Here is a 13,334-nt window from a genome sequence, read left to right as displayed (position 1 = left end):
TTAATCGTTAAAAATTTAGGTTAACACCCAGGACATATGTCCGCACCATAGGGTAGTTGAGGTTGTCATTGGCAGAGCCACGCGTGATATCCCGTGCCTCAGGATCCCAGCCCAGCCAGTTGGTCCAGGTGTAGAGGTTGCGGCCGCTAGCGTATACGGTCAGTCCACCCACGCCCAGCCTACTGGCCACCTGCTGCGGCAGGGTATAGCTCAGCGTCACATCTTTCAGACGGGTAAAGCTCGCGTTGGAAGGGAAACCATAGCCATGGACATTGGAGTGGTTGCCCAATGAGCGCCATTCGTTGCTTTTATTCTCGGGGGTCCAGTAGCCCAGTGCTGCCGGCGTACTCCGTCGGCCCATTTCGTCTGATGCCGCACCGATCTGTGGATTGTTGCGCAGTGCACCCTGTACGGTATTGATGAAAATGTTGAGCGTAAAATCTTTGTACGTGAAGGTATTGGTCAGACCTGCAGTCCATTTGGGCGCGGTCTGGCCGAGCACGGAACGGTCGCCTTCGCCGATCTTTCCATCGCCGTCCAGATCGGCAAGCTTGAGGTCTCCGGCCTGGGCGGCATCGTCCCAGCCCTTATTGGCACCTGATGCAATCTCGTCTTCCTGCCAGATGCCGACTTTAGTGAAGTCATAAATGACTCCTACAGGCTGGCCAATAAACCAGCGGTTGCCCAGATCTTCCTGCCCATTCCCATAAACCTCCTTGATCTTATTTTTATTCCGGGAGAAGACTAAGGTAGATGACCAGTTAAAATGATCCTTCACAATGTTCTTTGTGTTGAGTGTCAGGTCGATACCGGTGTTTTCGAGTTTGCCCATATTGGCAAACACTTCCGTGAATCCGGTGAGCTTAGGAAGGAACTGCCGCAGCAGCATATCGTATGTACTCGATTTATAGACATCAACGCTACCCGAAATTCGGTTGTTAAACAGTCCAAAGTCTATCCCTGTATTCAGTCCTTTTGTTTTTTCCCATTGCAGGTTGTCATTCCCCATCTGCGTGCGGATCGTGAGTGCGGTGTTGGACAGTCCATTCATGGCCATGGGGTAGGCGTTCATCAGAAATTGGGTCTGATAGATGCTGATGGCTTCATTGCCCGAAAGACCATAGGATATACGCCATTTCAGATTGCTGATCACGTCCTTGCTGTTCTGCATAAACGATTCATTATGAATATTCCAGGCTGCGGCTGCTGAAGGGAACGCCCCATACTTGTTGTTGCTGCCAAACACCGACGAGCCATCTCTCCTTACCGTGAGGGTCAGCATATAACGGCTGTCATAACTATAATTTAAGCGTCCCATCTGGGAGATGGTGCGATAGAGGTCGGCTTGGGAGCCCACCTTCTGTGTGTTGGCTGTGCCCAAATTGCCCCATTCAAGCGCATCATTTGGAAAGATCTCTCCAGTGGCAATGGCTCGCTGCCAGTACTTGCTTTTTGCAGCATACAGCCCCGTAAAATCAAAGTGGTGTTTGTCGATGTCTTTGCTATAGGTCAGGATATTCTCCACGGTATAGGACTGGGTTTCGCTATTCGTGATGCTGCCCATTCCCGAAAAGTTGTACACGGATTCGCCCTCGTAGTAGTTTTCACGCACGGGGACATAGGAGTAACCGGCATTCAGCTTATATTTTAATCCGGCCAACGGCTTGAAGAGCTCTCCAAAATTGACTTCTGCGTAACCGTTCAATGAAATATTGAACTGTCGGCGTTGCGGATCCAGTGTGGTGGGCAAGAGGGGGTTGGCCCAGAGCTGCTCGGAATACATAGGATACTGCGTCAATGTGCCGTCCGCGTTGTACATCCGCGCATAGGGACTCATCGCCGCGGCCTGGAGTAGATTTGCGCGGCCACCGTCTCTATTGTGCGCCACGATAAAGGAGGAGGTCCCTACCGATAAATACTTCGTGGCTTTAAAATCAGTATTCGTCCGGAAAGAATATCTTTTGTAATTATAGCCCAGCACCACACCTTTCTGATTGAGGTAGTCTCCCGACACGAAATATTTAGCGTTTTCACTACCTCCAGATAGGCTAACATTGTGATTTTGCACAACTCCGGTCTGCATTACGGCATCCAGCCAGTCTGTGGTAATTCCATTTTTATAGTTGTCGTATTCGTATTCATTGCGTACAGGACCGCCATTGAACAGGCTGGTGTTGGTGATACGGGCATACTCCGCATAACGCTTGAGCAGTTCTTCGCCGGATACGGGTTCGGGTACGTGCGCCGCTTGTTCTATGCCACCATAACCGCTATAGCGGATGGAGGGCTTACCGGTGGTGCCGCGCTTGGTCGTAATCAGGATGACGCCATTGGAACCGTTGACACCATAGATGGCCACAGCAGAAGGGTCTTTAAGTACCTCCACGGACTCAATATCATTCGGGTTGATATCGTTAATGGACCCGTCGGTGCGGGTCAGTGGAATACCGTCGACCACGATGTAAGGTTCGGAGTTGGCATTGATCGAGTTTCTTCCTCGCACCTGTGCTGACGGGCTATCGCCGGGGATAGACGACGACTGCGTTACGGTCACATTGGACACCGCTCCCTGAATGGCCTGCATGACATTGTTTACCGGGATCTTGGAAAGCCGGTCTTTGGGGACTGAGGCTACCGACCCAGTGATGTCAGACCGTTTTTGACTGCCGTAGCCCACTACCACCAGTTCTTCGAGGACATTCTCTGCCGGCAGGAGGGTGATGTCAACTGTCTTTTGCTGTCCGACGGGCACCTGTTTTTCCTGATAGCCCACAGAGGTGATGATCAGCGTGCTTCCCGAGGGAGCCTGGATTGAAAAGTTTCCCTGCGCAGTGGACTGTACGGATTCGGAACTGCCCTTTACCCGGATCGTGACACCGGCAATACCCTTGCCGGCGCTATCGCGGATCGTACCTTTCAAGCTGGATTCCTGCCCGTAGCTGGACAGGGCAATCAAAAAAAGGCTGTTCAACAGAAGGCCTTTTTTGGCGTACTTGCTATAGTAATGATGTAGCATAATAGATTTTTATAATTGATTGGAAAAATTTACTCTACAGGCTATACGGTGTTGTATAGCCTGTTACAAAGGTCGTCGGGAAGGAGGAATGAAGTGTTTAATTAGGGTTCAATTCAGTTGAAATTGGTGTCAAATAAGGTTTTATCCTTGCCTTTCCAGCGTACTTCGACACGATCGCGATGCTGTCTGACTGTTGGGAACAGTTCATCGTCGCTCCAGGTTGCGCCGGATTTTTTCCACAACTGCAGGGTGATAAGCCGTTGATCGGCCGATGGACCCAGTGACAGATGACTGCTGAGCACCTTACTTTTGTCTGCAACAGGATGAAGTCCTTCACAGGCGACCGCCTGCACTCCCTGCCAGCCCAGAAGGGGTACCATGGCCAGCTGGTATTCGCCATTATCTATGATTACGGCAGTCAGGTTCTTACGCTTCCGTTCGGAGATCTGGACCGGCTGATTGTGCCGCTGAGGGAGGGCATAATGCCCCAGCCGAAGCGAGAGAGCAGGCTTGGAGGAGATCCGGTCACAGCGTAGAATGCCATTCGGCAACGGCTTTTCATGGAGTTCTATCCGTACTGTAGAGTCCCCGGCCAGCGATCCCACACGGCTGTAGATCTGTCCATCATATCCGCTAAACTGGTATAGACGCAGCGATTCCCATGCATCGCCTGCAACGGAAAAGGCATAGTTCATCGATACCAAACCATCTCTTCCATCTGCTTGCCAGGGGAAGGCGCTGTTATAGGCCAGCTTATTGTAATTTTCCGTGCCTTGGTAGTACCCTACCGTCCGGCTCGAGTTGCAGGAACGGATCTCCGATGCGCCAATAGCAGCATAGTCGGTGATCAGCAGCCCGGCGTCTTTGACATAGCTATTCCATACCTTGTTGCTGGCGATTTCACGATCCCAGGGACCCAGGTTTTCCCGGGCAGTCCAGAAGCTGCTGTCGTCTGGGATAAGTAAGCCCAGAAAAAACTTACCCAGCCAATAGGCGCTTCCTCTACAGCTGTATTCCTGTACCGCCGGCTCAAAGGCACCGTAAAAACCTAATGTGGGTACGCCGTCCTTCAGGAAATCGGGATGCTGCAAAAATTGGAGCAGGCTGCCCGAGGCAATCCTGCGCATCCAGCCGTAATTGATGGCTGGGTCTTCCAGCTCGCCCAGCAAAGCAAAGGGCACAGCGGCGCCCATACGGTAGGATATGCTGCGCCCCCACATGATCATTTCACCGTTTCTGCTGAACAGATAAGGATAGCTGTTGGCCACATCACGCAAATTGGATCGAAATCGGTCAGCTAGTTCAGGATACATGCGGGGTCCGTAATACTTGGCCCACAGCGACCCGTAGAGCTGAAAGGCCCACATGCTGTAGTAATCGTAATAGGGACTGTCGTTGTACCATCCATCGCCTTTGTAGTCGGCGAGGCATTTTTCCAGTAGGTTTTTCAGGTACGTTTCAGGTACCGTATAGCCACGGCTTTTGAAAAAGCTCAGGATCATGATATTGAAAAAACGCCAGTTCATCTCAATGGTGGGGCCTTTGCCGTAACTCAGCATGGTATGGGCCAGACTGTCTTTTGCTGCCTGGGGGAGTGGGTCCCATAGCACTTCGGGTGCAGCCATAAGGGATACCGCCAGGCCGCCAAATTCAACCAGTTTTTGGCTCGGTCCGCCCTTTTCTGGAAGCGGAGCGATATAAGTGCCGGAACTGGGATCAATAAGCCGCTGCAGCTGATGCCGGTAGTAATCAGCTACCCGTATTCCCCGGATCGTATAATTCGGATCTTCCTTCAGCAGCGGCAGTGCGACAAACAGTGTCCGGCACAATCCTTCGAGTTTCTCGGTTTCTGTGTGGACACCATCTCTCGGGTAACTCCGTCCGGGCTGTTTGGCAAATTGCATGGGACTGTCGAGGTTATGGATCACCGAAAATGCTCCTTCCAATAAATAGGAAGCTGCATCCAGCCAGTGCTGCCGCGTCATTCCCGTGTAAGGACTTTGCTCAAAATCCGGGCGAACTAGTTCAAAACGGCTATCAGGACTCCATTCGATCACTTTGATGGTTGTAGGGTCAGCGCTGGATAAACCTTCAGCATCTTTTTGTACCGTTGATTGCACAAATAGCCCGATTTTGCGACTCTTTTTCCATAACTCTGTGTCCAGACTGGGCTCCCAGGCCCCCACGGACTCTTCACTCAAATCATAAAGCTGTGGCACCCCGTCTTTCAGGCCTTTGACATGCAGTACACTGGGGCGTGAACCACGTTCGGCATCCCGTATAACCATCGTCACGGCGGCCTCTTCATTTTTTCCGCTAACCAGCAGTTGTGGCCGCGCTATGGGAATTTCTTTTGTTCCCTGGCCGCTCAGGCTAAAAGACGTTTTCCTGTAGTCGAACGAACGGATATGCCATTGCCCCTGTTGTAGATAGATAATTCTATACTGTGGAATATGGCTGTGTTGGTCGCGCCAGTAGGTCGCAATATAGGGGTTACCTGCTTCGTCCGCAGCCATGGAGGTCTGGTTGATGAGTTCATGTCCCTGTGGAATGTGGGCAGCATACTCAGCGGTGGCAGCATTTATCGGGAGGCTGTAGACTGTTCCCCTGCTGTTCTGCCAGGTCAGACCTCCATCTCTGGAGCAGGCATAGGCCATGTCGTGATTGCTGGCGACATCGGGACTCTCCCGCCAGACCCAGGAGAGGTGTATGGTGCCGTTGTCGTCCACACAGCTTTGCCAGTAGGCATTGCGCTTCCCCTCACCGTCGATCAGGTTGCTATGCACGCGTGTCCACCTGTCTTGCTTGTCATCATACCTATTGATGACAAGGTTGCCGTTGCCAGATCCACCATCACGGTATAAGAAGAGCAACTGCCCATTGGGAAGCTTTAAGAATTCGGGATAAGTCACCGATGTCTCTTTGTCACCGGTCATTGCGCGTTCGGGGCCGAGAAGCAAGCTGTTGGGTTTCACCGTGCGTGCATAACGTAACTTGCTGTTGTGCTGGTCCCAGCAGACATGCAGGTATCCAGCACCGTCAACTATGATGCTGATGATATTGTGGGCGTCTTGTGCATGGCCCTTGTAGGCCGTGCGACTGAGTTCCCAGTCCGCCGCGGACAACAGGCGTCTGCCGAGAACGACATAGCTATCATCGTCATAATAGGCGATGTACTGGTACTTATCATTGCTGACCAGGGAATTTTTGCGGAATACTGCGGTATTCACGGTATTTTTTGCCCAGCCTTTTCCCACGGGTATGGTATTGATGGAGGGATGCTGGGCCATGATGTGCTGTCCACTGAGCAGGAGAACTGTCCAGCACAATGCGATGTTGAAAATCTCTTTTATGTTCATCTGTCACTCTTTTTTTCGCTCCATGCCTGATGCATGGAGCTGGTTTTTTCTTTTTATGGAATTGCCTGGCTATGGTCTTTCGTCCAGTTCTGGCCTGACCAGATACGTTTGGCGCTCCAGTCCTGTGCTTCGGCTGTCCAAAAGGGGGCATCGGAAGGAAGCCCCAGCGGCAAAAAGATCATAGTACATAAATAAGGGCTGCCTTGGTTGTTGTAGAAATCGGTCAGTCCGGGCTGATCACCATATAAGCCGAGTGTCAGCCAACCCTGACGGTAAGTGTCGGGGCTTTCTGTTGTTTTTTTTAGTACTGCTGATAAGGCGGCGCGTACCTGTCCCGGAGCCAGTTCCTGGGGAAGGCGCTGCTTGAGGGCCATATCGGCCAGGTGATGGAAGGCGCCGGCGCGATAGATCAGCGAGCGGCCAGAAGGCGGAAAACTGCCATCCGCATTGATCAGTCGCTCCTGAATAACCGCATAGCGCTTATTACGCTGCCTGATCTTACCAAACATAGGGTCATAGTTCTTCGTCTTCTCCTGGATGACATCCATGATGCCGCCAAGGAAGGGATGAATAACATAACTGTTATAATAGTCAAAGGCATAATGTGGACCGTCTTTATACATACCATCCCCTACATACCAGAGTTCGAGCTGCTGCAGGGCATAGTCGACGCGCATCACATCCCATTCTGTACTGTATCGAGCCAGAAAAGCTTCATTCATGGCAGAAAAGAGCAACCAGTTGGAGTAGACGGGGCGGAATTGTCGGGTAGAGCGTATGGAAGCGACCAAGCGCTGTCTTGAAACCTCATCGAGCTGCTGCCAGAGCCAGGGGCTACGCACAAAGGCCAGTGATATAAAAGCGGCATCGACCAGCTGCTGGCCGCCGATGTCAAAGCGCATAAAATCATGGGCATTGCTGTCCAGCGCGTTTTTCAGGCCGGCCAATGTCCAGGCCCGGTATTGCCTGCGCAGGGCGATCTCTGCTGGAGATCCGTCTTCCAGTCCCAGCCAGGGACTGATGCCAGCCAGTACACGACCCAGTACTTCTACATATTGTACCTTGATGCGGTGCTCCTTGTTGTCGACCTGTGCTGCCGTGATCTGCGGCATCTGGATGCGCAGGCTATCTTGCGCCAGGCTACGGAGCACAGGCCGCACCATACGGTCCATTTGCTGTAGCCAAAACTCCCGCCCTGTTTCCACAGGCACGGCTGTTTGTTTTTTCTTTCCCTGTGCATAACCTGTGCTGCTCAGCAACAGGATAGATGCGATATATAGCAACTGCTTGATCATCATGTATCAGTTTATTGTCGGTCAAGATAACGGTACATTTGTGTGCCCGCCAACAGAAAAGCGCCTACGCCAAAGGGGGCTGTGGAGTGGGCGTCAACGACCTGTCCGGGTATAGCCTTCTCGCCAATGGGCTGAATGTAGCCAACCCGCCCATCGGGCTGCACCGCGGTTTCACTGAGGTAGCGCCAGCCCAACAATGCCGCATCCTGATATTTCTGTGCGGTCAGCAACCCATGGTTGATTCCCCACAGCAGTCCATAGGTAAAAAATGCGGTCCCGCTGGTTTCTCTGCCGGGCGCATGCTGCGGATCCAGCATGCTGCGTGTCCAAAAGCCCTCGGGCTGCTGACAGGCAACAATAGCGGCAGCCATGGCCTCGAACCGGGTTTTATAGTGGCTGTAATGGGGTGAGTTTGGAGTAAGGTCCTCCATGACCTTGGCTAGCGCAGCAAATACCCAGCCGTCGCCACGTGCCCAGAAATCTTTTTTTCCTTGCGTGGTTTTGTGTTTGGGATATACATATTTAGCATCGCGATAATAGAGTTTCTCCTGCTCGTCATACATGATGCTGTCAGCATACTGCATATAGGTAAACAGTTTGTCCAGATACTGCGGGTCATGTGTCAGTTTATACATCTTGGTCATCACGGGCATCACCATATACAGGCCGTCTGCCCACCACCAGTAATCGTTGTTGGCCGTGTGAATCTGATAATTCATAACCTCCTTTGCGCGGGCAATTTTATGTGGCTGGGGTGCAAGCTGGTAAAGGTCGATATAGACCTGGAAACAGATCTGCCAGTCCCCGAAAAGGACATGGTCGTCTGTCTCGCCATAGCTATACTTCCAGTTTGACTTATTGTCAGATTTTGCTCCCTTCCAGCCATTGTGTTCGGCCCAGTCTTCGGAATACCGTAAATAGCTTTTTAGAGGCTGGATTTTGTACAGTTCCATGTTGCCGGTATGATACGCTGCCTGGTCCCAAAATGCCCATACCTGGGGTTTGTGATGTGACTGCCAGTACTTGTTGACCTGATTGAGCTGCTCGAGAACAGCCTGCTTCTGGGATTTTTGTCCGAAAGACAGCTGTGTGAAAAGTAATAAACATAGAGTAAAATAGCTACGCATAATCTCAGATTTAAATTGTTTGTCATCTCTTTTGAGTAGGACAAAGCTACTTTAAACAGGTGCAACCGATGTTTAAAATGGGGTTAATCATCACCTAAAATAAGATCATTTCCCCACGCAATGAGTTAAAAACCGGTTTATGTTCTTTGAGAAACATAAATGTAAAATAAACATTTATACTTTTCAAAACATTCTCTATCTTTAGCAGGAACAATAACCAATTGATTCAGCCAGCACGTTAAACCACGGGATTATGGTACGTATTATCCAAATGATCATTTTGTTCTTCCTGTCTACTCTGGTAGCGGGACCGCTTTACGGACAGCATATGGCACTGGATCCGATGGCCAAAAATTACGAGTTGCCTTCATTGACAATCAATCAGACCATACAAGATGATGAGGGGTATATCTGGTTTGCTTCCACGCAGGGGCTTAGCCGTTTTGACGCTTACAACATTCTTAATTTTAAACTGCGGGATACCGATGGGAAGGTTGCTCCCGACCAGAGTATCCGTACACTGGCAGCTTATGGGCATTACCTGGTTTTGGGTAGTGAGAAGGGTGTTTATCTGCTTGACAAGCGAAATTATAACTTGGCTCCTCTTCAGGATAAAAGACTGAAAAACATACGGATAAATACTTTATTGGTCGACCATCTTCAGCGATTATGGATCGGGACGGACGACGGGCTATTCATTTACGATAAACATTTGAATCCATTGACAGAGCGACAGTTGTCCGGTATCCTGGACCGGAATATGCGGGCGCATACGGTCAATGCGATCTTTGAGGATAAGCAGGGCAATATCTGGATCGGTGTCTGGAATCTGGGGCTTTTCCGGCTGGCACCGGGCAGTAGGCAGCTAAAGTCCTATCCGAAGCTGGGTGATCGTAATGCGCCATATAAGCTTATGCAGGACCACAGGGGGCAGCTGTGGATCTGTACCTGGGGAGATGGGCTCTACCTGTTTGATCCGGACAAGACTGACAACCCTTACCGGGAAATCGTGATAAAAAACAAACGACGGCATGTCGATAAAGAAGACTTATTCTATAATATTGTCCAGGACCCACATCGGCACTACATATGGGTATTATCGTTTTCGGGCATCACTACAATACACTATAAGGGGGATCAATTGCAGGAGATCGATCTATCTGCCTATTTTGATCAGACAACCAATATCTTTAACGATATTTATGCAGATCGATATGGTACGCTTTGGCTTGCGGTAGGCGGCAAGGGCGTGTCCATGTTGAGTTTTAATAAGCCGGTTGTCCGTAATTATGCCTTCAGCCAGATCAAAGAGCAATATAGTATTGCGCCCAATATCAATATGCTCTACCGCGATGCCAAAGGGATGTTGTGGTTCAATCTGGAGCGATTGGGATTCGGCAGTTTTCAACCCAAAAATGGGAAACTCAGTACCTATAGCAACTCAGACTTCAGGGATCTGATCTCGATACGGGCCGTGACCTCGGCTATTGATGTCGAAGACCAGCTGTGGGTAGGTTCGGCTTATGAAGCATCGATCAACGTCTTTAAACGCACACGCACCGGTATCGGATTGTCACATAAGATCGACCTGCAACAGCTTTCCCGCGGAGGAATCCCGTCTTTTTTCTATAAGGACAGCGCACAGCAGGTCTGGATTGCGACCAGCCGGGGGCTGCTGCTCAGCAGACCGCAATCTGCAGCCCCGGAGCTGATAACCAGTATCCGGGATCAGCCTGTCAGTATTGCAGAAGACAATAAAAATGGCCTATGGGTCGCCACCAAAAGTAGTGGCCTATATTACCTGCGCCGGGATCGACCACAGTCTGTCATCCTGCATATCGGAAAGGAAACTCCGGTACTGAATACTGACCAGATCGAAACAATGGATATAGACCGGTATGGAAATCTCTGGATTGGCACCAAAAGTAATCGGCTGCTATGGTATCAGACCGTGGCCAACAAAGCGGAAGAGGTGGCCAATACGGCTCTGTTTGCAAAAAATCAGTTGCTTGATATTGTCTGCCTGCCACATCATATTTGGCTGTCCACGACGCGTAATCTGTATAAGATCGATCCGCTGAGCAAACGTATCAACGAATTTACTGCTTCGGATAGCCTGCAGGTCAGCATGTTTTCAAAACGCGCATTTGCCGTGGACAAGCAGCAGCATGCTGTCTTCTTTGGAGGATACAATGGTGTGGTGCGGCTCGATGATAATAGCGTAATCAGCAATTTTAAGGAAAAAGTACGCATTACCGACGTCAAGGTCAACAATAAATCTATCATTCTGGCAGGCAAAACTGGAAAATTCAGCGCCGGTTTGGAGCAGCTGACCCTAAGTCCTGATGACCAGAACATTGAAATCGCATTTTCCACATTGCCCTTCACTCAGCATGATAAGATCCGTTACGCCTACAAGCTAGAGGGGGTTGATGATGACTGGATCCTGGCCCCCAGAGACCGTCTGTTTGCTACCTACAATAATCTAAGCAAAGGCAATTATCGCTTTCTGGTCAAAGCTACGGATCTGAATAATCAGTGGAACGAGGCTATTACTGAGATCGACATCAACAAAAGCCCTGCATTTTATGAAAGCAACCTGGCTTATGCCTGCTATGTCCTGCTGCTAGGGGGGCTGTTATTTGTATTTATCAGTTATTCTTTCAACCGGATCAAGTTGCGCAGCGATCTTAAGGTAGCCCAGATCGAGAAGGAAAAAGCGAATGAACTGGCGCAGTCCAAGCTCAGCTACTTCACCAGCGTGTCCCATGATCTGCTGACCCCGCTGACCATCATCTCCTGCCTGGTCGATGATGTGCAGATGACGACCAAAAATAACCTTGAGCAGTTTGACAATATGCGCCTCAATTTAAGCCGCCTGAAACGACTGCTCCAGCAGATTCTCGACTTCCGGAAAATGGAGCACAATACGATCAAGCTCCAGGTCAGTCATGCGCATTTCCCATCCTTTGTTGACCGCCTGGCAAAGTCTCATTTTGGACCTATTGCCAAAAAAAAGAATATTCAGTTTGAAATACTGCATGGTGAGTGTCCAGAGACGGTCTTCTATGATGAGGATAAAATTGACAAGGTGTTGTTCAATCTGCTTTCCAATGCCTTTAAGTATACGACGCCCGGTGGTCATGTCTCGCTGTCCTATTATGTTGGGGCACTGGCAGACAACGAATTTCTCCACATCTATGTCCGTGATAATGGGGAAGGAATAGATCCTGCCGAACTGGAGAAGATATTTACCCCTTTTTATGCCAACGGATCATCGGTACATCCCGAAAGCAACGGTATTGGATTGTCTGTCAGCAAACAGCTCATTGAGATGCATGGCGGCCGTATCGAAGTGGAGAGTGTACCACAGCAGGGCAGTATTTTCCAGGTTATTATTCCAATAAACAGGAGCTATTATGTGGAGCGGAATATCCCAATCATTGATGGATTGTTTTCCACAACTTTAGCGGATCATCCTGTGGCGACAGCGATGACAGCTCCATCGATTCCAGCATATACCAGCGAAAACCGGCTACAGCTGCTTTTGGTAGAAGATAATGAAGAACTGAGAAATACGATGTGCAATATCCTTTCGAGAACCTATCAGGTACACCTTGCCGCGCATGGCAGGGAGGGGCTTGAAAAAATTGAGCAGCACGAGATAGACATTGTGGTAAGCGATATTATGATGCCCGAAATGGATGGACTGAGTTTTTGCAGGGCGATTAAATCGAATACCGAATATAATCATATTCCGGTATTGCTGCTTACGGCCAAAAGCAGTCCGGAGGACCGGATTGAGTGCTATCAGGCAGGAGCAGATGGCTACATCAGCAAGCCGTTTGATGTCAAGGTACTGGAAGCGAAGATGCAGAGTTTTATTATTAATAAACGGTGTAAACAGCAGCATTTCCACAGTAATACAGAGATCAATATTGCAGCCCTGGATTACACTCCCACAGACGAACGATTTCTACAGAAGATGATCGCAGCCATTGAAGAGCATCTGGGGGATGACCAATTTGATGTGCTTCGGCTGGGCGACCTCCTGGGGCTATCAAAGTCTACATTGTACCGCAAAACAAAGGTGCTGCTGAATATCTCACCCAGTGAATTTATTAAAAATATACGCTTAAAACATGCCTGTCAGCTGATGGAAAGAGACCGCTCAATCACCGTAAGTGAAGTGGCTTATGAAACAGGGTTTACTGACCCCCGTTACTTCGCCACCTGCTTTAAGACTGCTTTTGGACTGACGCCGAGCGAGTATCAGAAAAATGCACATGAAGCAGCACCAGGCTTTTCTGCGAAGTAAACTGCGTAGCCCATTTTTAGGTTCTCTTCATCTATCGCCGGGGTCAAAATACGAAATCTTACACTATTGAATTTTGAGAATAGAATCCATAAGCGCGCCCAAGAAAAATAAGGTAAACATTGCTACAACGTTTTAACCGGTGTATAAAGTATCAGGGCTAAAAATTCGGTGAAATAATTATTAAATGTTATTTGTACATTTAATAATTATTCTTATATT

Annotated in this window: 5 protein-coding genes; 1 reads left to right on the top strand and 4 read right to left on the bottom strand. The window is 49.6% G+C overall.

Going from position 1 to position 13,334, the window contains the following annotated elements:
• Positions 1 to 7: 7 nt before the first annotated feature.
• From FGL37_RS06270 to FGL37_RS06255, 4 genes are all read right to left on the bottom strand, one after another.
• Positions 8 to 3,016, bottom strand: coding sequence for a SusC/RagA family TonB-linked outer membrane protein (locus FGL37_RS06270; RefSeq protein ID WP_051606655.1), 3,009 nt, complete (start codon positions 3,014 to 3,016; stop codon positions 8 to 10).
• A 113-nt stretch (positions 3,017 to 3,129) separates the two neighbouring features.
• Complete coding sequence (locus FGL37_RS06265; RefSeq protein ID WP_081817818.1) at positions 3,130 to 6,375, bottom strand: BNR-4 repeat-containing protein; 3,246 nt, start codon at positions 6,373 to 6,375, stop codon at positions 3,130 to 3,132.
• A gap of 53 nt (positions 6,376 to 6,428) precedes the next feature.
• Positions 6,429 to 7,673, bottom strand: a complete 1,245-nt coding sequence (locus FGL37_RS06260; RefSeq protein WP_028069245.1) for a DUF2264 domain-containing protein — start codon at positions 7,671 to 7,673, stop codon at positions 6,429 to 6,431.
• A gap of 8 nt (positions 7,674 to 7,681) precedes the next feature.
• The gene (locus FGL37_RS06255) at positions 7,682 to 8,797 is read right to left on the bottom strand and encodes a glycoside hydrolase family 88/105 protein (protein WP_037532709.1); all 1,116 of its coding nucleotides are present in this window, start codon (positions 8,795 to 8,797) and stop codon (positions 7,682 to 7,684) included.
• A gap of 253 nt (positions 8,798 to 9,050) precedes the next feature.
• On the opposite strand from FGL37_RS06255, the gene FGL37_RS06250 reads away from it, so the two are divergent.
• Positions 9,051 to 13,115 (top strand): hybrid sensor histidine kinase/response regulator transcription factor, encoded by a 4,065-nt coding sequence (locus tag FGL37_RS06250; protein ID WP_028069243.1) that lies wholly within the window; start codon positions 9,051 to 9,053, stop codon positions 13,113 to 13,115.
• Positions 13,116 to 13,334: the final 219 nt, after the last annotated feature.

The sequence above is a fragment of the Sphingobacterium thalpophilum genome (assembly GCF_901482695.1).
Lineage (GTDB): Bacteria > Bacteroidota > Bacteroidia > Sphingobacteriales > Sphingobacteriaceae > Sphingobacterium > Sphingobacterium thalpophilum.
The sequence above is the reverse complement of the archived record's forward strand: the minus strand, read 5'-3'. Positions and strand labels throughout refer to the sequence as shown.